The sequence below is a fragment of the Kineosphaera limosa NBRC 100340 genome, from assembly GCF_000298215.1.
GTDB lineage: Bacteria > Actinomycetota > Actinomycetes > Actinomycetales > Dermatophilaceae > Kineosphaera > Kineosphaera limosa.
The window spans coordinates 53,791-73,993 of sequence record NZ_BAHD01000032.1 but is presented as its reverse complement, the minus strand read 5'-3'; the positions used below and the strand labels follow the sequence as shown (position 1 = coordinate 73,993).

Sequence of the window (20,203 nt, the reverse complement as noted above, 5' to 3'; positions counted from 1 at the left end):
GCAGTCCGCAGCGGGCGGTGCCCCAGCCGCCCCGCCCGCCGAACCACGCCCCGAGCGGCACCTGCGGCTGGCCAGCAGCCCGACCGACTGCGACCGCGCTGCCGGCATCCCGACCGCCACCGACCCTGGCCGGGGCACCAGTAACGCCGCCGGCCCGAGCGGCAGAAGCAGCACCGCCGGCCTGAGGAGCACTGGCGACACCACTCAGCCAGCCAGCGACACCAAGAGCGTCGGCGGCACGAGGAGGGCCAACGGGGCAAGCACCACGGGCGGAAGCGGCTCGAGGCGCACCACCAGCGGCACCGACACCACCACCAGCGGCTTCGGGGCAAGCCAGGCCCACGACGACGGCGGGCAGGGCGCCGGGCAGGGCGGGCAGGGCGCCGGGCAGGGCGCCGGCGACGGCGGAGTCCCGCGGCTCTGGATGCGCCGGCGAACGAGCCGCCCCAGGGGCTACAGCCGAGCCGAACACGCGCGCGCCACCCTCATCGCGATCGGAGGCATCGCGACGGGCGCGCAGCTGCGGACGGCCGTCTCCGAGGAGGCGCTGCGGGCGGCAACCAGCCAGGGACTCATCGTGCTGATCGGTCCGGACCTCTTCGGCCTGCCCGCGGCCCGCGCCTAGCTCCCCCACACGGAGCCACCGTCCCCGCCGAGCCACTCGCCCGCCGTCCACCCGCCGAAAGTCATGCCTTCAGGCGAGCTTCAGAGAAGCAGCGCCGCATGTCGCCGCGAACTATGGCTTTCGAGCCCGGCACCCGGGCTCGAAGCCCAGGTAATCGGCACCCCGGTGCTCGGGAGCAGGGGCAGTCCAGCTCCGGGGTTCGGGTACCAGGGAGCCGAGGCTCCGGGGGTGAGTGCCGGGCAGTCGGCACCCCGGGGGGCTCGGCCGCGGGGCAGTCGGCACCCCCGGGGGGGCTCGGTCGCGGGGCAGTCGGCACCCCGGGGGGGCTCGGTCGCCGGGCAGTCCGAATCAGAGCCCGAATCGCCGGGCGGCCAAGGTCAGGACCAGAGCCCGATCGCCGGACGACCAAGGTCACGACCAGAGCCCGATCGCCGGGCGGCCCGGTCAGGGCCAGAGGACGATGCGGGCGTTGCGGCCGGCGGTGCAGATCACGGTGTTGTCGGCCTGCGCCTCACAGGTGACGTCATACGTGCGCTCGGTGGTCGGGCTGTAGGCCTGGATCTCGGCGGACGCGCCGTTGGCGCCGCTGTCGGCGTAGGCGCGGCCGACGTTGGCGGTGAACTCGACGGTGGTGGTGTCGGTGAGTGTTCCGGCGTGGCTGAACCGCCCCGGCAGGTCGGACACGGTCTGGATGACGCCCTGAGGTGTCGGGGCCTCGACGGTCTGCTCGGCGGCCGTGTTGGCGCCCACGCCCATGTTGGACGTCAGCGTTCCCAGGGTTGCGCCGAGGGCGAGGGCTGCGATGCAGGCGAGCACGACGAGTGTGACGAACAAGCCGCGGCGGCGCGGCGGCTCGGGCTGCCACGCGCCATAAGCAGGAGTGGGCGGAGCCACGTTGCGGGCGCTGGACTGCCAGGTGGCGTCCCACGCCTGGGCGCCGGGCATGCGCGGAGCCTGCCCGGCACCGGAAGCGCCCGACCACGCCGACCAGCCGGCGTCGTCCTGCCGCGCGGGGCCCTGCCCTGTGCCACCCTGCCCAGCGCCGCCCTGTCCAGCGCCAGCCTGACCTGCGCCAGCCTGCCCAGCGGGGCGGCCGCCCATAGGACGCCCAGCCCCACCGGAGCGGCCGGCCCCACCGGAGCGCCCAGCCCCACCGGAGCGGCCGGCATCGGCGGAGCGCCCGGTATCGGCGGAGAGGTTGCTGTGGCCGTGGGGCGGCGTCTGGGTGCTGGTGGATGCGCTCCGGGAGCCCGAGCCGTTGACGGCGCGCTGCACGACGGTGTCGCCGGAGCGGGGCATCTGCGTGGTGGCCGGCGAGCCGGCTCCGGGCGACGGCACGCCCGCTTGGTCGGTCGTCGACGTCGTGGCCGCCACATCCGTGGCCGGACCGTCGACCTGGTGCACTCGGCCGCCGCAACGCGAGCAGAACGCATCGCGTCGGCGGACCCGCGCGCCACACGATCCGCATGCGCGCCAGCCGAATTCGTTACTCATTGCTTCCCCCAGCTAACTTCTGCGCCCAGTCGCGGCGCCGCGTCAATGCTAGTCGAGGAACCCGGCAGCCGGACAATCCGCCGGTCAGCGGGCCGCTCGGCGGCAGCGGGCGGCGCCGCCCGCCGAGCGGCCCGCTGAGACGGTGCGAGGCCCGCCCTCAGGATCGCCGACTCCCGGCCGAAATGCCTTGCATAGGGTCCGATTTCGGCCCCACGGGTCGAGTCGTCGAGGTGACGTGATGCGTATCAGTCGCACCGCTGTGGCGGTCGCGCTCATCGGTCTGCTGCTGGCCTACGGCGCCGCCCAGTCGATCGGTGGACTCCGCGCCCAGGCGGCGCCGCTGCCTGCCACAGAGCCGGCCGGCCTCGCGCAATGGTCGGGCGCGCAGCGGTCGGGTGTGGCGCAGCTATCGAGTGCGCCGAGCTCGGGCACGGCGCGGGCGGCGAAGACCCCCACGCGCTACAAGAACTGCGCGGCCCGTAACCGAGTCCATAAGAACGGGGTGGGCCGCAAAGGCGCCGTCGACAAGGTGGGGCCGCGCGCCAAGCCCGTGACGAAGTTCCGGGTCGACAATGCCCTCTACCTCGCCCAGCCCAAGACCCTGGACCGCGATCGCGACGGAATCGCCTGCGAGAAGCACTGATGTTCGGCCGCACCCCCTCCACTTACGGCCAGGACCAGGACAGCTCAGACCGCGAGACCCTCCGCGCCCGCGAAGCCGCCCGGCTAGAGGCACAGCGCCAAGCTGACATCGCGCACGTGATCGAGGCCGGCAAGCAGGGCGAGGGCGAGGGCCGCCCCGAGAAGGACAAGGCTCCGGATGCCGACGCTCACGGCGACCATGCCGACGCGACGGACGAGCACGAGACGATCGGCGAGACCGACAGACTCGGCGAGTCCGGCGTCAGGGCGCAGGGCGGTTCCGGCATCGAGACGTCCGATGAGGCGCCGGGAGGGCCCATCGTCGACGCCGCCGACGAGGTCGTGGAGTTGCCTCGCATCGACTACCCACACGAAGCGGACAACGCGGACCGAGCCAAAGCTGCGACGAGCGCGCCACCTCGCAGCGGCCGCCTGGTCACCCTGCAGGCCCGGTTCGACGAGGCGCTGGAGAGCCCGCCGTGGCGCACAACCAGAACGCTGGCGGCCGTCGCGCTGGTGCTGTTCTGCACGCTGATGCCGGTCCTCGACCAGATCCTCAGTCGCCCACAAGTGTGGGCGGTCTACGTGTCGGGAGTCATCGTCGGCGCCCTCTGCCTCCTGGGGCTGCGAGCGGCGGGCAGTGCCCCGGCCCTGGCCTTCGCGGCGTTCTGGGTGGTGTGGGCGCTGGGCATCCCGTTGTGGCATCGCGACAGCACAAGGGTGTGGTCGATGGACCAAGGGGTCATGGGCCTGCTGGCGTGCGCGTGCGTGTCGTTCGCGCTGGTGGCGCTGGCGCGAGGGCGCCGCTTCGGCGTGGCACTGACCCGCGGGGTGTGGATCGCAGTGGCGGTGGTCTTCGTCCCGTTCGGGATGGTCGAGGTCATCACGGGCTGGCACTTCGCGCCGGGTGGCAGCTACGAGCCGCCGGGCTTCTCGCCCTCCGGTCTGTTCAACAATCCGAACAACTTCGCGGTGGTGCTGTTGGTATGCCTGGGGGTGCTGCTGCTGCGGCTGTGTGAGCGGATGGGCGAGTGGCAGCGCGTGGGCCTCACGCTGCTGGCGGTCGGCGCGGGCCTGCTCATCGTGGCAACGCTGAGCCGGTTGGTGGTGCTGGCTGCGATCGCGGTGGCGGCGCTGGCGGCGCACCTGGCGTGGCGGCGGGCGCACGGTCCGAGCCCGGGCTGGACCCGCGGGACGCGCCTGGCCGCCGGCGCGGCGGTGCTGTTCGCGGCGAGCTTCGTGCTCCCGGGAATGAGCCGTCTCAACCCGCTCATCGGCCTGATCGCGCCGGACCCAGACGCCACCGCCCGCTCGGACGAACTGCGCGTGGCCCTCATGGACGCGGGCCTGAGGATGTGGTCGACGCAGCCGTGGGCCGGCATCGGGGCGGGCCGCTTCGAGACGCTGCTGGAGCAGGATCCGGGCAGCGTCGGGCGGGTCACGGCGCTGCACAACACGTTCGTGGAGCTGCTCACGGAGTACGGCCTGGTGCTCGCCGGGCCGCTGGCGGTCACCCTCGTCTGGCTGGTAATCCTCCTGGCCCGCCGCGTCCCGACCCAGACCCACGGCGCCCCCAGCGGCGTCGACGCCGAGGGCGCCCGCTACCTGTTGGGCGTCTACCTGCTGGCTTTCGGGGTCGGCGGCGTGCTCGTCAGTTCCGCGTTGCCGTGGACGATGTGGTGGCTCGTCCTCGCCTCGGCCGTCACCACGGCCTGGTGGCTGGGCGGGCAGCGGCTTCGGGAGAGGTCCGGCTAGGGCGTCTGGACGGTCCAGCCGGTCTCGGTGTTGATGATCAGGAGGTCGGCACTTGCCCGGGTGGCGACCACGAGTTCGGCGTTCGGCTGGTCGACGCTGGCGGCCCAGTCGCGAGCGTGCTCGGGGTCTTTGCCGAACTCCTCGTGGCGCGCGACGAGCCGCGACAAGCGCAGGGGTTCGTCGACGTCGACGAACCAGACGGCGTCGAGGGCCGCGCGCACGGCCTCCCAGCCGCGGATCATCAGGTAGTTGCCTTCGGTGAGCACGACCCGCGCCTGCGCGGGCACGTGCAGGGCGGCGGCCAGGGGCTGCTCGAGGTCGCGCTCGAAACCGGGCGCGTAGATGTCGCAGTCGGCGGCGCGCAGCCGGGTGAGCAGGGCCGCGTAGCCGCCGGAGTCGAAGGTCTCGGGCGCCCCCTTGCGATCGCGCAGACCGAGCCGTTCGAGCTGCGCGTCGGCGAGGTGAAAGCCGTCCATGGGTACGTGCGCGGCCCAGTCCTGCCCGTGCCGAGCGCGCAAGACCTCCAGCAGCGCGAGGGCCAGCGTGGTTTTGCCCGCCCCGGGCGCCCCGGTGAAGCCGAGGATGGCCCGCCCGACATCCGGGATCAGCCCCTCAACGAGATCGGCCAGGGCAGCGAGCCCACGGGGGTCGGTCATTTTGCAACCTCGATTCGACGTGCGACGTCAGCACTGCGCTTGGCCGAATTATGGTCGATCAACGCCTCCCTGCTGGCCGCCGGCGCCACCTTGTCGAGGCAGGTAGTTCAGCCGGTGATGATGTCGATTCCGAGGTGGTCGGCGATCTCATCGACAAGGGTGCGCCCGTGCCCGGCGCCGAGCGAGAGGGTGCCGGGGTTCGGGCGCGCCCAGGCCCCGCGTTCCACTCCGAGCCGCTCGGTGAAGACCACGGCCACCTCGACGTCGGGCACCTCGCGGCCTTTGACGCGGTGGAATTCGGACTGCCGGGAGTGCCAGAGCAGCCCGTGAATGCCCGGGCGCCCACAGTGCCAAGGTCCCAGCCCGACCTGCTGGACTTATCCACAGCCCTGTGGATAGCTCCAGCGGCCGAGGCGGTGGAGCCGCGACGATCGGGGCATGACCGTTACACCCCTGCCGGGCATCGACCTTGGCCATACCAAGACCGCAGCAGTTCGTTCATATGTGGTCGCCTCTGGCGGCGCCGCTGCGTACGGCGAACTGGAGGCGGCGACAGGTTGGCGCGCCATCAAGGCTGCTGTGGCGGCGGGAATCGTCGTGCGCCGCGGACGGGGCATCTACGTGCTGCCGGACCACGACGCAGTGACGTCGCCGCCGGCTCTGGATCAGTCAGCTTTCGATCCGGTGGTGCTCGCGACCAGGCGCACCGAGCGCGCAGCGCGGCACCGTCAGGCGGCGGAGCAGTTCAGGGCTGCACGGTCCCACCGCAGCGCGGCCGACCACTACGGCCTGCCTGTTCTGGTCGAGCCCCGTGCCCCCGAGTTGATCCTTCCCCGCGGGCGACGCCTGCCCCCACTCCCGCACGAGGCGGTGTTGCGGCGGCGAGAGCTCACCACGGCTGAGCGACGCGACGGCGTCACAACACCGGTTCGCACGGTGCTGGACTGCGCGGCGGACCTCCCCTTCGAAGAAGCGCTCGCCATCGCCGACTCGGCGCTTCGCTCGGACACATCCTGCCCGTCTCTGGTCTCGCGGTCCGAGTTGCTCGAAGCCCTCGATTCGGTTCGATGCCAGGCGCAGGACCAGGCCTTGAGGGTCATCAAGGCTGCCGACGGCCGGGCCGCCAACCCGTTCGAGTCGGCGGTCCGCGCGATCGCGCTGGATGTGCCCGGCCTCAACGTGGAGCCGCAAGTGCAGATCACCGTGGACGGCGTCGAGCACCGGGTCGACCTGGCCGACCGCGCGCTGCGGATCGTTCTCGAGTGCGACAGCTACGCCTGGCACTCCTCGCGGCGGGCGTTCAGCCGCGACTGCGAGCGCTACAGCGGGTTGGTCGCGCAGGACTGGCTCGTTCTGCGCCTGACTTGGCGCGCCGTCATCCTGCAGCCGGCGCGGGTACGCGAGCAGATCGCCGCCGTGGTCGCGCTTCGGCAGGCGCAGCAGCGGTTCGCCGCGTACGCGGCCTCGCGCGCCGCCGGCTGAGCCGCGCGCCCAGATCGCGGGCCGCTCAGCACGAACGCCGCACCGCGGACGCGCCGCGGGGCACCACCGGAGCCGCCATGAGCGCCAGCCAGATTTGTCTTTGTGGCGAACTAAGTACATGCCCCCTGACGGCTGCTCCTCCGGCACCACAACGCCGCAGGTCAGAGGATTGCCATCGCAGGTGCCCGCAGGGGCATGTAATTAGTTCACCACAACGACAAACCGTCCAGGTCGGATCACAGCCGCCGAAGCGGCGCCGTCCCGCTGGCCAAACGTCCCGATCACCCGTTCGTGCCACCCCGGAGTCGCCTCCGCTGCCCACAGCTTCACCCACAGGTCTGTGGATAGCGCCCGGTGCTGGGGCACTGCCACAGGACGTCACACGAGCACGTGCGGTCCCTTAGAACTCTCGGCGGGTTGCCGATGAGGGCGGCGGAGGGCAGCACGGGGCTTGCCCGCTTCTCACGGATCGAGAACGCCATGCACGGAGGCTCCCTTTCGCGTCGGCCCAACGCCGGCCCCCGCACCGCGTCGCTGGGGCGCCCGACTCGCCGGGCGCTGCTGGCCGCCGCACTCGGAGCCGCCACCGTCGCGGCGACCGCCCTGACCGCCATCGCCGCGCCGACGCCCACAGCACCGCAGGGCACGACAACGAAGGTCACGGCACTGAAGGCCACGGTTCCGGCACCCCTGAGGTCGCCGGCCCCGGCAGCTGCGGCGACACCATCGGTATACGCCGCGGTCACGGCGGCCAACGGCCGGGAGTACCTGCGGCTGGTCGAGACCAGCACGGGTCGGGTGACGGCGACGCTCGCTTCGGTCAAGGCTCCACGGGGCGGCTACTTCGGGGATATCGACCTGGCACCGGACGGCTCGGTGTACGCGGTGACCCACGACTCGTCGCTGCCGAACAGCTACCAGACCCGGCTGCGCCGCTACACGACCAAGGGTTCGACGGCGCTGCAGCCGTACATCCTGACGGTGAAGGTTGCCCCCGACGGCAAGACCCTGGCCACGACGGCCATGTCGCCCGATGGTGACGGCGACGGCTACGGCCTGGAGTCGTTGCGCATCTCACGCCTCAACGGCACCAAGCTGCGGGACCTCATGACCTCGAAGTTCGGGGTGTGGGCCAAGGGCACTCCGAATGTCACGCCCGGTAGCCCGGCGGTGTCGGCCGGTGGCACCCGCGTGCTGGGTTGGCTACCCGGGGGCAATCTCGCGGTGGACTGGGGCTGCTGCGACAGCGGCGCCTCGTGGATCGTGTCGAGCACGCGCGCCAACCAGTCGTCGACCCTGCCGCCGCGCCGGTCGACGCTGAAGGGCACGTTCGGCACGACGATCATCGGCTACAAGGGCGCCTCGGTGCTGCAGCTCCACAGCGACGACAACTACCGGCCCCTCATCAGGTGGGGCACGGCCAAGAACTACCGCGGCCAGATCGTCGCCCGCCCGAACTCTGTGGATTGGGACCGTCTGGACGCTTTAGCCCGCAAGCACGGTGCCACTCCCCTGCGTCCGTCGCCCAAGACCTACCCTTATCGCGGCGCCGGGAAGGTGCTGCAAGCGTCTCTGTGAGGTGCGGTCACGGCGGGACCGGAGGGGCGAGGGGCCCCGCGAGGGTTTGCGGGTGCAGACATCCCCCGCCCGGCCGATAGGGCAGGAGACGGTCGCGGCACGACGACCGGTGAGACGCAACGGCGCAGAGGAGGGGTCCGTGAGGTCGATGTGCTGCGCCGGCTGCGAGCGCACCGGCGAAAGCGAGGCCGTCCGTGGTCACCGCTGCGTGACGCCCCGACGGAACGCCCGCGGGCGCACGACCCTGGCGGCTGTGACGCTGGTCGCGGCGCTCGCCCTGCCGCTGGCGTCGTGCGGTGTCGCGTTCTCGACGCCGGCTCAGCCCGCCGCACCGAAGCAATCGGCACCCGCCGCGCCGATCACCTCTCCCCCTCAGTCTCCGCCCGGCCTTGCCACTCCCACCGACGACCCCACCATCACGGCCACCGCCCCGGCGGCCACCCCGGCGGCCACCGCTGTCGCGACCCCGAGCACGAATCGAGCAGGTGGTCAGTCCGCGAACCAGACGCCGGTGGCCCAGGCACCGTCAAGACCCCCAACCGCCGCCGGCCCGCAGGTGGCGAAGGGCGCGCACGAGCGCCCGAGCCGCGGGGGCGTGAAGTTCTCCCCCACGGCACCAGGGCCGCTCGACGGGCGGGTGGTGGTCGTCGACCCGGGCCACAACGGCACCTACCAGGCGTCGATCAACAACCGTCAGGTCGACGCGGGCGGCGGCAAGACGAAGGCGTGCAACACCTCGGGCACGGCGAACGGCCGGATGAGCGAGCACACGCTGAACTGGCAGGTCGCCCAGCTCACTGCGGCGGACCTGCGGGCGCGTGGGGCGACGGTGTGGCTGACCCGACCCGACGACTTGGGCGTCGGCCCGTGCGTCAACGAACGCGCCGCGATCGGCAACCGCAACCAGGCGGACGTCGTGGTCTCGATTCACGCGGACGGCAACACGTCGGCCTCGGCGCGCGGCTTCCACGTGATCGTCGGCGCCACGATGGCCGGGGGCCCCGAGGCGCAAGCGCAGTCGCAGGACCTGGCCGCACGAGTCCGCGACGAGCTGCTCGCCCGCACGGCCATGCCCCGCTCGACCTACACCGGCGGCCGCACCGGCATCGTGGCGCGCCCGGACATCGCGGGCGTCGCCCTCTCGGAGCCTCCGGCGGTGATGCTCGAGCTGGGTAACATGCGCCACCCGGCCGACGCGGCGTTGATGGCCGACGGCGCCTTCCGCCGCCAGGTGGCCATCGCGCTCGCCGAGGCCGTCACCGCTCAATTGAGCTAGCCCGCCCCAGCGGCGCTCACTGCAGCGGATCGAGAGTGAGGCCCTTGGCGCGGATCGCGTCGATGAGCCCGGGCAGCGCCTGCGTGGTGTGCTTGCCGGTCATGTGCATCAGCACCACGCCGCCGGCCTCGACCGGAGGCGTACGGGCGTCGCCGTGGATGACGCGCTCGATGAGCTGGTCGGCGGTCGGCCCGTCCCAGTCCCGCGGATCGACGGTCCAGTAGCACGTCTGGAAGCCGAGGTCAGCGGCGATGTCGACGACGCGGGCGGCGTAACCACCGGCGCCATAGCCGGGACGCATGAGCCGCGGCGGGTCCCCGGCCGGGCCACCGGCGATCTGCGCGCGCAGTGCCCGGTCCGCCAGCGAGCTCAGCGGCTCGTGACTCAGGGTGTGGTTCTCGACGAGATGCCCGGCGGCGCGGATCTCCGCGATCATCGAGGGGTTGGCGTTCGCCCACGTGCCCACCGCAAAGAACTGCCCGCGAACGTTCTTGGCCTTGAGCACGGCCAGCATCGCCCGCATCCGCTTGGTCGAGCTGAACTGGTCGTCGAAGGTCAGCCACACGCGGTCGGTCGTGTTGCCGCAGCGGCTGATGGTGTCGCGACGCGCGTCGTCGACGGGCTGGGTCGGCACGCCCTTTGCTCGGATGTCGAGTTTCCCGGGAGCCGTACGCGCGGTCCCGGTGTTGTCGGTGAGGTCGGCGGTGGCAAAGATGGTGGCCTTGCCCGCCGTCGGTGGCAGCGTGATCCAGCAGGCCTGCGAGACGCCGCCGGAGTGCCGCCAAGTGGGCCCACTGCAGGCGGCGGAACCGTTGGGGATCGTCACGTCGAACGTCACGGTGCGCTTGCTCGTGTCATCGACGGTGGCCACCGCGGCGACGAGCGCGCCGGGTGCGTCGTACCCAGGGGCGTGGAGCGAGACGCGCGCCGACGAACGACCCACCGGCGTGCTTGGCCGCCCGGTCTCGCTGGTCTTGGCGCTGGTCGGGGCGGCCGACGGTGCGGCCGACGTCGGTGTCGGGGCGGCTGTGGTGGATGTCGCGCCGGGGCTCGCGCTCCCGGAGGCGTCGGCCGTGGGTGCCGGGGCGGCCGAGGCGCAGGCGCAGAGCAGACTCAGCGACGCGAACGCCGCAAGTCCGTGTCCCCACCGCCAGCCGCGAGACGTGCGTGGCATGACACCAACGCTACGGGGGCGCGGGCCGGCTACCCAGCCGCCTCGTCGACAAGGTGCAGTCCGTCGCATCGGCAAGGGAGGCAGAGCCAACAGAGGCAAGCAATGGGGAGACAGCGCTAGCGGGGTGGGCGATCATGCGCCCACCCCGCTTGAATCCCGGTCGGACCTACTTCAGCGAGACGCTGACACCGCCGGAGAACATCGAGTCGTGCAGTTCGATACGGTCGATGGCGACGTCCTTGGGCACGTCGAACAGCAGCGGCGCGTCGGAGACCGTGTTGCCCGGGTTGATGTTCTCGAGGAACACCTTCTGAGCGTCGGGCAGCGCGCCGAACTCGGTGACGGCCTGGAACTTGCGGCCCTGACTGTCGAACAGCGTCTGGCTCGTGGCGTCGAGCATGGCGGGCTCGTCGCCGATGTTCTTGACGTCGACACGCACGAGTACGTACTTGCCCTGCGCGGTCGCGGCCAGCGGTCCGGTGCCGATGGTCGAGCCAGCGTTTTCGACCTTGTCGACGGTGAACTCGAATTTGCCGTCGCGCACGGGCGTCCCGATCCTGGCGTCCGACTGCGCGGCGCTGTCGGCCGAGTTGGACTGGGCCGCGCCGGTGCCGGTGCCGGCGTCCGATCCGCCGCCGAGCTGCGAGCCCAACGCGATCAGCACCACCAGCACGAGCGGAATCACGAAGCGCTTCTTCTTGAACCATGGGCGCAGCGCCTTGCGGTACGCCTTATCGGCTTTGGCTTGGGCCCGCGCGTCTTGCGGCGTCCGCACGTCAGCGGCCCCAACATTCTCCGGCGACATTCGCCTTCCTCATCTCTCATCTCACGGCCAGTCACCTCGGGGTGCTGGCAGTCCGTCCTGGATCCCCCCAGGAAGACATCGCCGCGAGACGGCCTCCCGCTACAGGCCTAAGGTCACGAAATCGCTTCTTTCACAGTAGATTTCATCGGAGCAGTCAAGACTCTGGACCAGGTCGGCTGCGACGTCAGCTTTCGGTCACCTCGGCGATGCGGGGCTGCTGGCCGGAGCGGTCGTAAATGAGGGTGTAGTTGATGGTGATGCGCTGGCGGGCGCCGGAGGCGCGGGTGAGCGTGCGGTCGATGGAGAGGACGTCGGCCTCGTAGCCCCGGTAGTTGACGCCGGCGCGGAAGTTGCGGGTGCCGTCGATGGTCATGGTCCGCTGGGTGATGGATGCGCCGGGCATGATCTTGCGCCACAGCTGGTCGCGGTCCAGTCGCCCGGAGGTGCCGTACCACTGCACGCTGTCGGCGTAGTACCGGTCGAGGTCGGCGCGGCTGAGGCTGCGGTCTTCCACGCGGCCCAAGTACTCGTGGATCATCGCCTCCGCCTGGCCCTGCCGGCCACCGGAATTCGCCGCCGGGGCGTTCCGTTGCGCCGGCACCTGCGCCTGAGCAGGCGGCACCTGAGCAGGCGGCGGCGCGGGGGCTGCGGGCGGAGCCTGTCCGGCGTCGTAGGTCGGTATCGGAGCGGGAGTGGCGGCCGGCGGGAGCACGGCGGGCGCTTCCGGCTGGGCCGGCGGCACGGCCTGACTCCCACCCACCGGAGCACCGGCTGAGGCTTCCGCACTGGGCGCGGTCGGGGTCTGGGACGGGTTCGCGGTCGCCGCGACCGGAGCCGAGGCCGGCGCAGGTTCTCCATCGTCGCCGTTGAACAGGAAGACACCGCCGGCCACTCCGGCAACCAGGGCCGCGACGAGGACGGCAGGCCCGACGAGGCTGCGCTTCTTGGCCGTGGGGGCGGCATGCGGATAGGCGGGGGGCGGGTAGCCGTAGGCAGGGGCGCCGGGGGGCGTCGCGTAGCCGGGTGTGTGCCCGGAGGTCGCACCAGCCCATCCGGCTGATGTAGTGGGCGCATAGTACAAAGGTTCGCCGCCGAGCGAGGAGCCGACGGGGATCGGCGACGCGCCCCGCGCCATGGTGGGAACGCTGACCCCGGCAAGTCCGCCCGGAGGCGGTGTGATGACTCGTTCGATGGGCGGCGGCTTCGACAGCCACGGGGCGGGCCCGAGCCCGTCGAGTTCGTCGATGAAGCCGGTCAGGAGCGCCTGGATGCTGCGGGCGGACCCGCCGCGCTGACCGGGGTCTTTGTTGAGCAGGCAGGAGACGACCTCCCAGAGCACGTCGGGCACGCCCCCGGGTCGGCCGGGCACCTCCTGTTGGTGCGCGCGCAACACGGCCATGCTGTTCCCGCGCCCGGCAAACGGCGGCACGCCGCAGCACAGTTCGTAGAGTGTGGCACCCAGTGAGTACAAGTCGGCGGCCGACTGCGGCGTCTGACCTTCGGCGATCTCCGGGGCCATGTAGTGCGGGGTGCCGAGCATCATGGTGGAGTGGTGCGCGCCGTCGACGATCCGGGCGATGCCGAAGTCGGAGAGCCTAGCCGCGCCATGGGAGTCGATGAGGATGTTCTCGGGCTTCACGTCGCGGTGCACGACGCCGGCGGCGTGGGCGGCGGCCAGGGCACCGGCCACCTGTGCCCCCCACCGCGCGATCTGCTGCGGCGCCAGGGTGCGTTGAGAGCGCAGCACCGACCGCAGGTCGGAGCCGTCGACGAGGTCCATGACGATCGCCAGCGTCGGCCCCTCGACAACGAGGTCGTGCACCTGCACGACGTGCGGGTCGCGGATCGACTGCAGCACGGACCGTTCGCCGACGAAGCGGTTGACGAGCTCGGAATCCTGGGTCAGCTCTTTACGCAGCAGCTTGATCGCGTAGGGGCTGCCTTCGCGGTCGCGTCCCGACCACACCTGTCCGCTGGCCCCCTCGCCCAACAGCGAGTCGACGACGTAGCGGCTTCCGATCTGTTGCCCGTCCATGTGTTTCTCCGATAATCCGGCGCGTGGTCCATCACTGCCCTTCCCCCATCGGTCGCGGCGCCGCCAGCACAAGCGGCAGCCGCACACGGATCGGTCAGGGACCGCTCAGACTCACGGCTCACCGCCGATGGGAGAGGCATGTCGACGACTTCGAATGAGGCGCCTGACCGCGCGGATCTCGAGTTGCGGGTGGGCGGGCGTCGCTGGACCCTCAATCCCGAGCGCGTGTACGTGCTCGGGCGCTGCGAGACGGCCGATCTGACGGTCGATCATCCGGAGGTGTCGCGTCGGCACGCGCAGGTCCTGCACGACGGCCTCGGCTGGGTGTTGCGTGACTGCGGCTCGCTCAACGGCCTGCACACCAGCGACGGCCGGGTAGCGCAGGTGCGCCTCGACGGGCGGACGCCGGTCCGCCTGGGACCGTCGCTGGACACCCCGACCGTCGACGTCGACGGTATCGCCGAGGCGGCGGGGCCGGTTCGGCACACCATGACCGTGGCGCGCCGCGACTCGGCGATAGCCATCACGATCGGCCGCGACGCCGGCGCGAGCATCGTCGTCGACGACCTCCTGGCCTCCCGTCAGCACGCGCGTGCGACCCCCCGCGGCACCGGATTCTGGATCGAGGACCTGGGCAGCCTCAACGGAACGTTCGTCAACGGCAAGCCGATCCAGTCGGCGCTGCTCGCTCCGGGCGACCTGCTGACGATCGGCCACCACGAGTTCCGGATCGTCGGCGACGAACTGGTCATGGCGGAGCCGGACACCCGGGTCAGCTTCCAGGCCACCAACCTGTCGTTCGTGCTGCCCAGCGGCAAGGCGCTCTTGGGTGACATCAGCTTCGACCTCCCGCAGTCGAGCCTCCTGGGCGTCATCGGGCCGTCGGGGGCGGGCAAGTCGACGCTGCTGGGTGCGTTGACGGCGTCGCAGCCGGCGACGAGCGGCAGCGTCACGTTCGATGGCCGCGACCTGTACGTCAACTACGCGGAGTTGCGCGACCGCATCGGCGTGGTGCCGCAGGATGATGTGGTGCACTCCCAGCTGACGGTGCGCCAGGCGCTCGAGTACGCCTCGCTGCTGCGCTTCCCCAGCGATCTGGACGCCCACGCGCGCCGGGCCCGCATCGAGGAGGTCGTCGACGAGCTCGGTCTGCGCGCGCACGTCGACACGCGGGTCGACCGGCTGTCCGGAGGGCAACGCAAGCGCACCTCGGTGGCGATGGAGCTGCTGACTCGCCCGTCGCTGCTGTTCCTCGACGAGCCGACCTCCGGCCTCGACCCGGGCCTGGACAAGTCGGTGATGACGACGCTGCGTACCCTCGCCGACGACGGCCGCACGGTCGTCGTCATCACCCACAGCGTCGCCAATCTCGGATTGTGCGACCGCGTGCTGCTGCTCGCACCGGGCGGCTACGTGGCCTTCTTCGGTCGCCCGGAGGAGGTGCTCCCGTTCTTCGGCCTGCAGGACTACTCCGATGTGTTCGAGCTGGTCACGAACGACCCCATCGGCTGCGCCAACCGATTCGCTGCGCACAAGGCCACCCGGGCGCTGCCGGTGGCACCACCGCCGCCGCCGAGCATTCCGGCGGCCCCGCGTCGCCGGCAGTCGACGCTGCGGCAGAGCACCACGCTGATCCGCCGGCACCTGCGCGTGCTCTTCGCGGACCGTTCGTACGCGCTGTTCACGGGGCTGTTGCCGCTGGTCTTGGCGGCCCTGGTCGCCGCGGTCCCCGGAGCAGGCGGCTTCGGTCAGATCGACCTGGCTCACCCCGGGGAGGCGGGTCAACTGCTCGTCGTCCTGCTCGTCGGGGCGGCCTTCATGGGCATGGCCGCCAGCGCCCGCGATCTCGTCGCCGAGCGCCCGATTCTGCGGCGCGAGCGCGCGGTCGGGCTGGCGCCACGGGCCTACCTGATGGCCAAACTTGTGGTCTTCGCGCTGCTCACGGCGGTGCAGTCGGCGCTGCTGCTGGGGATCGTCCTGATCGTCAAGAGCCCGCCGGAGGGTGGGGCGTGGATCGACGCGGGATGGGTCGAGTTGTACGCGGCGGTGGCTCTGACCGCGTTCGCGTCGGCGACGCTCGGACTCCTCATCTCCGCGTGCGTCAGCACGACCGAGCAGGTGATGCCGCTGCTGGTCGTCGCGATCATGGCGCAGCTGGTGCTGTGCGGCGGGCTGATTCCGGTGGTGGATCGCGCGGTGTTGGAGCAGCTCGCGTGGATCGCGCCCAGCCGCTGGGGCTACGCCGCCGGAGCCGCGACCGTCGACCTCAACCCGCGAACGGTGCTCGCGGACGACTCGCTGTGGACTCACGACACACAAACCTGGGCGATGAATCTGGCGATTCTCGCGCTCATCGCCCTCGTCGGCGCGGCCCTCACGGGCTGGCGCGTCTCCCGGGTCGGTGCGCGATGAGTCGGCGTCAGGCGGCCACGGCGGCGGTGGTCGCGGTCGCGGCTTTCGTCATCGCACTGGCCGCGGGGGGCCTGTGGGCTCGTAACGGTGAGCCCGCTGCCAGGACGGAGGCGGCGGGGCACCATGCGAGCACCTCCCCCACCCAGCCCAGCGAGTCGAGCACGGCGCCCGCGGCACCAACGACGACCCCGGCCTCCGCACCCCCGGCGACCGGGCCGGCTCGGGCGCCGGCCAACACCCCCTCCGCTGCGACGGCCACAACGAGCCCCCAGGCGGGCGCGGGCGGTGAGCAGGCTCGCCGCAACTCAGCGCCGGAGGGCGTGTTGGCTCAGCGATACGCCCGCGACCTGGGCCAGCTGGCCACCCGTTCAGGCATCGCGATCGTGCCGCTCGGCGGCGGCCCGGCGGTCGTCGTGGGCGAGCAGACGAGCGGCGTCGCGTGGTCGACGATCAAGGTGCCGATTGCCGTCGCGGCCCGCCAGCAGCAGGGTTGGGAATCGCGGGCGCGGGCGGCGATCACGGTGTCGGACAACAACGCAGCTCTCGCGCTCTGGGCCTCGCTGGGCGCCGGAGCCGCGGCGGCCGACCGCGTGCAGGCGGTGCTCGCAGCGGCCGGCGACCCGGACACCAAGGTGCAGCCCACGGTCGTCCGGGCACCCTTCACGCCGTTCGGGCAGACGCAATGGACGGTGCCGGCGCAGGCCCAGGCGATGTCCGGCTTGGCGTGCCAGCCGGCGGCGCAGGAGACGGTCGGCCTCATGCGTCAGGTCGTGTCGGGCCAACGGTGGGGTTTGGGCCGTTGGCAAAAGGCGCCGATCAAAGGCGGGTGGGGCCCGTTGGAATCCGGCGGCGGCTATCTCGTGCGGCAGATGGGCGTCATCCCCGTGAACGGCGGTGAGGCGGCGGTGGCGATGCTCGTTCGAGCGCCGGGAGGCTTCGAGGCCGGCGTCGCCGACCTGAATCGCATGGCTGTCTGGTTGGCCGACCAAACGAAGGAACTACCAGCGGGCCGATGCTAACCAATTGGCGCAATTTGTGCCATACATGCGGGTCTGCAAGGTGCAGACGGCCGGGCGACTGTCGATAGGGAAACGAAACCAAGGATGGTGTGTTCCTCGATCGACGGTGACATGGAGGTCGGGAATCCACCCGGGGCTTATTGCTGCCCCTGACAAGGAAGGGATTCCCATGTCCTCGTGCACCGCGTGCGGTCAGGCACTGCGCTCAGAAGCCCGCTTCTGCACCAGTTGCGGGCAGGCCGTCGTCGCGCAACCCCTGGTCGCCACGGCTAACGCTCAGGCCAATGCCGCCGAGCAGGCGACGCACTCCTCCACTCGTGAGCCGGCCCTGACGGCCGCTCCGGAGGCGTCGGCCGCTCAGACCCAGCGCCCGCCCGTCGCTGCCCGACCCAGCGCGCCCGCGACCAGCAACGGCGCAGGGTCCACCGCCGGCATCGCCGAGGTGGCCAACGGCACGGGCGAGGTCAGCCATGGCGCGGCTGCGCCGAGCGAGAACGGCGCTACCCCCGCACACCCGGTGCCCCCGGCGACTCCGGAGAACCGCTACCCCACGCCTGGGTCCACGGCACCGAGACAGTACGACGCGGCGGCGATCTCCGCTGCTGCGGCGCAGGCCCGCGAGCAGTTCGGGGCGACCGTGCAGCGGGTGCCGTTGCCGCAGGAGCAGATCACGCGGGCCATCCGCGACGGCGTTCTCGTGGCGGGCGGCGCATGGGTGCTGTTCGCGCTGCTGGTGGGCCTCGTCGATGTGTTCAGCGAGGGCAACGCTGCGCCGATGATGTGGCTGCGGGCTTCCGCTCTGGTCCTGGCCGGCACTGTGGGCTCGGCCGTCACCATTTCCGGCAGTATCAGCGGCACGGTCGGTGACGACTTGCTGTCATTGTTCTCCCTCGCGGGGGCAAGCAGTCTGGGTTTCGATTCCGCCGCCAGCATGAGCATGTCCTTTATGCCGCTGGGATTAACCGTCATCCTGATGGTTGTGGTGTTCTTCGTCGCTCGAAAGGCCGCCAGCAGCTCGCAGACGGCTGATGTGCGCAGCCGGATTATTCGAGCCCTCATCATGGGCGCGGCTTTCGCGGTGACGGCCACCGTTCTCACGATGGCCCTGCAGTTCCACGAGGGCGCGATGACCCTCGGAGCCTCACCGGTGTCCGTCTTCCTGCGCGCGCTGCTCTTGATCTCCTTGGGCGCCTTCGTGGGGCTGGGTGCCGCAGGCTCGCGCATCGCGTCGCTTCCGCAGGCCTGGGCGAACGATGCTCGGACCGGCGCCGAGGTCGTCGTCGGGTTCTTCGTGGTCGCGGCTCTGGCGACGCTGATCCCGGTGGTTTACGCACTGACGCAGGCCAACGGAAACTCGGGCCTGCCGATTCGGTTCAGCATTCTCGAGGGGATTTCGACGGCGGCCGCCCTGTCGGTCCTCCTCCTGGCGTACCTGCCGACCCTGTTCGTGCTGCTCGGTGGCGTGATCATGGGCGTGACGGTCACCGTCGACGTGGTCGGCACGGGAGTCGCTGCCAGCGCGGACAACGTGCAGCGGCAGCGGTGGGGCATTCTCGAAGGTGGTGTGCCCGGCGTGATCCTGCTCGGCATGCTCGTGGGTGGCCTGATCGTGGCCGTCGTGGTCGGTGTGCGCGCGACGCTGCGGCGCCCGGTCGAGGCGAACCAGTTGCGACTGTGGCAGCCCGCCGTCATCGCCGGCGGGCTGTGGCTGGTGCTCACGTGGCTGACTGCGATCTCGATGAAGGTCGACGGTTCGGTGGAGGGCAGCGCCTCCTTCTCAGGCTTGGGTTCGCTGCTGGGTGGGACGAGTGCGGGCGGCAGCGCCGGCTTTGTCGGCACCATCGGCCTGAGCCTGGCCGGGGTCGCGCTGGCTGGGGCCGTCTGGACGCTCATCGCGGTCGGCGCGGGCCGCACGATCACGCTGTCCGTCGGTCGGGCGCTGCCGCGGGTGCTGGCCGTGCTCGGCGGCCGGGGCATGCACGAGTCGTGGCAGGTCGCGGTGGCCGATTCGATGATGCGCCGAGCGCAGCAGCCGCCCAAGCGGCTTTCCGGGGTGGCCGAGGGCCTTCGCTCCGGCACGATCGCGCCTCCGACGACTCCGGTCATCTAAAGGAGCCTGCGATGAGCAACATCTTCTGCGCCGAGTGCGGCACCAAGATGGATGCCGGTGCGGTGTTCTGCGACGGGTGTGGACACCGGGTCGAGGCGTCGCCAGGCGATGGCACGGCGGCCTTGGGATCGTTGAGCACGCCGCCGGCTGATCCGTCGGCCACCCTGATGGCGGCACGTTCTGGCGAGCGGGCGACCCCTTCCGGCGACGCAGCTGCGCAGGGGGCCGCGGGACCGTACAGCGCCTTCCCACCCCAGCCCGCCGCGCAGCCGGGACCGTATTACGCGGCCCCGGCAACCGCGCCGGCTGCGAACGGAAACCGCAACCGCATCCTCATCGGCGCGGGCGCAGCGGTCCTTGTCGCCGCGGGATTCTTCGGCGGCACGCACCTCTTCGGCGGCGATGACCAGGCCGACGCGCAGCCGACGCCAGTTGCCTCTGCGGGGGCGGAAGCGGGGGATGCCAAGGGCAAAGCCGCCGGTGGCGAGGCGTCGGTGCCGACGGGCGCGGTCGGTGAACTCACTCCGGCTCCGGGTTCCTCGCAGGCGCCCGGGGACGCGGTTGCCGATGAGGCCAAGCGGTTGGCTGCCGAGCAGGCCGCCGCCGACCAGGCCGCCGCGGAGAAGGCGGCTGCTGATAAGGCAAGAGCTGAACGAGTCGCAGCACCGCGGGCCGAAACCGCGCTTGCGCCGATCGACCAGCGATACCAGATCTACGCCCGCTCCAGCGGCTACGGTGGGGCCTTCCCGAACGCGGCTACGCTCACCAGCCGGACGTCGCGTCCGTTCATGCGGGCGGTTGCCGACGCGTATGCGGCCAGCGGCGCGAGCGGCGGTTCGATCGCGCTGTCGAACGTCTACAGCTCGGTCACCGGCAAGACGTACCGCATGGCGTGCAACGCCCAGTCGGACAGCACGGTGATCTGTTCGGGCGGCGTCGACGCCCGGGTGCTGTTGTACGCCCGCTGACGACCAGCATCGGCAAGGCGGCGCGCACGGACTCTTCGTGCGCGCCGCCTTCGTCGTCGTGGGTCTTCGTCGCGACTCAGCCGCGACTGCTGGGTGGCCTCGATGAGGCTGCAGGAGGCGGTGGGGCGCCGGTAGCGGTCGAGGTAGCCGACGCAGGGGGGTCTGGCCGCGG

16 protein-coding genes are annotated in these 20,203 nt (G+C 71.4%); 10 read left to right on the top strand and 6 right to left on the bottom strand.

Annotated features, from left to right (window positions below; all coding sequences use genetic code 11):
• On the top strand, positions 1 to 625 hold a 625-nt coding region (locus KILIM_RS10780), incomplete at its 5' end, for a hypothetical protein (RefSeq protein ID WP_006592712.1).
• A gap of 444 nt (positions 626 to 1,069) precedes the next feature.
• Here KILIM_RS10780 and KILIM_RS10775 read toward each other — a convergent pair.
• Positions 1,070 to 2,029 (bottom strand): hypothetical protein, encoded by a 960-nt coding sequence (locus tag KILIM_RS10775; protein WP_006592711.1) that lies wholly within the window; start codon positions 2,027 to 2,029, stop codon positions 1,070 to 1,072.
• A gap of 328 nt (positions 2,030 to 2,357) precedes the next feature.
• Between KILIM_RS10775 and KILIM_RS22330 the strand changes: the two genes are divergently transcribed.
• Complete coding sequence (locus KILIM_RS22330; RefSeq protein WP_006592710.1) at positions 2,358 to 2,762, top strand: excalibur calcium-binding domain-containing protein; 405 nt, start codon at positions 2,358 to 2,360, stop codon at positions 2,760 to 2,762.
• Positions 2,762 to 4,516 carry an O-antigen ligase family protein gene (locus KILIM_RS10765; protein ID WP_006592709.1) on the top strand — a complete coding sequence of 585 codons (1,755 nt, stop codon included), beginning with the start codon at positions 2,762 to 2,764 and terminating at the stop codon, positions 4,514 to 4,516. The genes KILIM_RS22330 and KILIM_RS10765 overlap by 1 nt, the downstream gene beginning before the upstream one ends.
• Here the strand turns inward: KILIM_RS10765 and KILIM_RS10760 are convergent.
• Together KILIM_RS10760 and KILIM_RS23995 are read right to left on the bottom strand one after the other, a co-directional pair.
• Positions 4,513 to 5,172 carry a nucleoside/nucleotide kinase family protein gene (locus KILIM_RS10760; RefSeq protein ID WP_006592708.1) on the bottom strand — a complete coding sequence of 220 codons (660 nt, stop codon included), beginning with the start codon at positions 5,170 to 5,172 and terminating at the stop codon, positions 4,513 to 4,515. The two genes, KILIM_RS10765 and KILIM_RS10760, sit on opposite strands and share 4 nt — an antisense overlap.
• Positions 5,173 to 5,279: 107 nt before the next feature.
• A complete protein-coding gene (locus KILIM_RS23995; protein WP_006592707.1) occupies positions 5,280 to 5,444 on the bottom strand; it encodes a hypothetical protein in 165 nt (54 codons plus the stop codon).
• A gap of 166 nt (positions 5,445 to 5,610) precedes the next feature.
• On the opposite strand from KILIM_RS23995, the gene KILIM_RS10755 reads away from it, so the two are divergent.
• The 3 genes from KILIM_RS10755 (at position 5,611) to KILIM_RS10745 (ending at position 9,508) form a co-directional block, all read left to right on the top strand.
• Positions 5,611 to 6,654, top strand: a complete 1,044-nt coding sequence (locus KILIM_RS10755) for a hypothetical protein (protein WP_006592706.1) — start codon at positions 5,611 to 5,613, stop codon at positions 6,652 to 6,654.
• A 480-nt stretch (positions 6,655 to 7,134) separates the two neighbouring features.
• The gene (locus tag KILIM_RS10750; RefSeq protein ID WP_040562987.1) at positions 7,135 to 8,232 is read left to right on the top strand and encodes a hypothetical protein; all 1,098 of its coding nucleotides are present in this window, start codon (positions 7,135 to 7,137) and stop codon (positions 8,230 to 8,232) included.
• Positions 8,233 to 8,380: 148 nt separating this feature from the next.
• Positions 8,381 to 9,508 carry an N-acetylmuramoyl-L-alanine amidase gene (locus KILIM_RS10745; RefSeq protein ID WP_006592704.1) on the top strand — a complete coding sequence of 376 codons (1,128 nt, stop codon included), beginning with the start codon at positions 8,381 to 8,383 and terminating at the stop codon, positions 9,506 to 9,508.
• A 16-nt stretch (positions 9,509 to 9,524) separates the two neighbouring features.
• Here KILIM_RS10745 and KILIM_RS10740 read toward each other — a convergent pair whose 3' ends face one another.
• The 3 genes from KILIM_RS10740 to KILIM_RS22325 form a co-directional block, all read right to left on the bottom strand.
• Complete coding sequence (locus KILIM_RS10740) at positions 9,525 to 10,682, bottom strand: polysaccharide deacetylase family protein (RefSeq protein ID WP_006592703.1); 1,158 nt, start codon at positions 10,680 to 10,682, stop codon at positions 9,525 to 9,527.
• A gap of 166 nt (positions 10,683 to 10,848) precedes the next feature.
• A complete protein-coding gene (locus KILIM_RS10735) occupies positions 10,849 to 11,487 on the bottom strand; it encodes a DUF4352 domain-containing protein (RefSeq protein WP_006592702.1) in 639 nt (212 codons plus the stop codon).
• A 184-nt stretch (positions 11,488 to 11,671) separates the two neighbouring features.
• Positions 11,672 to 13,522 carry a serine/threonine protein kinase gene (locus KILIM_RS22325; protein ID WP_006592701.1) on the bottom strand — a complete coding sequence of 617 codons (1,851 nt, stop codon included), beginning with the start codon at positions 13,520 to 13,522 and terminating at the stop codon, positions 11,672 to 11,674.
• Positions 13,523 to 13,660: 138 nt separating this feature from the next.
• Here KILIM_RS22325 and KILIM_RS10725 point away from each other — a divergent pair, with 138 nt between their 5' ends.
• The 4 genes from KILIM_RS10725 (at position 13,661) to KILIM_RS10705 (ending at position 20,031) form a co-directional block, all read left to right on the top strand.
• Positions 13,661 to 15,934: an ATP-binding cassette domain-containing protein gene (locus tag KILIM_RS10725; RefSeq protein ID WP_006592700.1), complete on the top strand. Its 2,274-nt coding sequence runs from the start codon at positions 13,661 to 13,663 to the stop codon at positions 15,932 to 15,934.
• Positions 15,931 to 16,953, top strand: a complete 1,023-nt coding sequence (locus KILIM_RS10715) for a serine hydrolase family protein (RefSeq protein ID WP_006592699.1) — start codon at positions 15,931 to 15,933, stop codon at positions 16,951 to 16,953. The genes KILIM_RS10725 and KILIM_RS10715 overlap by 4 nt, the downstream gene beginning before the upstream one ends.
• 169 nt (positions 16,954 to 17,122) lie before the next feature.
• Entirely contained in the window at positions 17,123 to 19,063 is a 1,941-nt protein-coding gene (locus KILIM_RS10710) for a hypothetical protein (RefSeq protein WP_006592698.1), read from the top strand.
• A gap of 11 nt (positions 19,064 to 19,074) precedes the next feature.
• A complete protein-coding gene (locus KILIM_RS10705) occupies positions 19,075 to 20,031 on the top strand; it encodes a zinc ribbon domain-containing protein (protein ID WP_006592697.1) in 957 nt (318 codons plus the stop codon).
• Positions 20,032 to 20,203 lie beyond the last annotated feature (172 nt).

Coding starts and splice junctions, on each gene's coding strand:
- KILIM_RS10735 (WP_006592702.1), bottom strand. CDS start 11,487: ATGTCGCCGGAGAATGTTGGGGCCGCTGACGTGCGGACGCCGCAAGAC.
- KILIM_RS22330 (WP_006592710.1), top strand. CDS start 2,358: ATGCGTATCAGTCGCACCGCTGTGGCGGTCGCGCTCATCGGTCTGCTG.
- KILIM_RS10725 (WP_006592700.1), top strand. CDS start 13,661: ATGTCGACGACTTCGAATGAGGCGCCTGACCGCGCGGATCTCGAGTTG.
- KILIM_RS10755 (WP_006592706.1), top strand. CDS start 5,611: ATGACCGTTACACCCCTGCCGGGCATCGACCTTGGCCATACCAAGACC.
- KILIM_RS10705 (WP_006592697.1), top strand. CDS start 19,075: ATGAGCAACATCTTCTGCGCCGAGTGCGGCACCAAGATGGATGCCGGT.
- KILIM_RS10740 (WP_006592703.1), bottom strand. CDS start 10,682: ATGCCACGCACGTCTCGCGGCTGGCGGTGGGGACACGGACTTGCGGCG.
- KILIM_RS22325 (WP_006592701.1), bottom strand. CDS start 13,522: ATGGACGGGCAACAGATCGGAAGCCGCTACGTCGTCGACTCGCTGTTG.
- KILIM_RS10710 (WP_006592698.1), top strand. CDS start 17,123: ATGTCCTCGTGCACCGCGTGCGGTCAGGCACTGCGCTCAGAAGCCCGC.
- KILIM_RS10760 (WP_006592708.1), bottom strand. CDS start 5,172: ATGACCGACCCCCGTGGGCTCGCTGCCCTGGCCGATCTCGTTGAGGGG.
- KILIM_RS10765 (WP_006592709.1), top strand. CDS start 2,762: ATGTTCGGCCGCACCCCCTCCACTTACGGCCAGGACCAGGACAGCTCA.
- KILIM_RS10750 (WP_040562987.1), top strand. CDS start 7,135: ATGCACGGAGGCTCCCTTTCGCGTCGGCCCAACGCCGGCCCCCGCACC.
- KILIM_RS10715 (WP_006592699.1), top strand. CDS start 15,931: ATGAGTCGGCGTCAGGCGGCCACGGCGGCGGTGGTCGCGGTCGCGGCT.
- KILIM_RS10745 (WP_006592704.1), top strand. CDS start 8,381: ATGTGCTGCGCCGGCTGCGAGCGCACCGGCGAAAGCGAGGCCGTCCGT.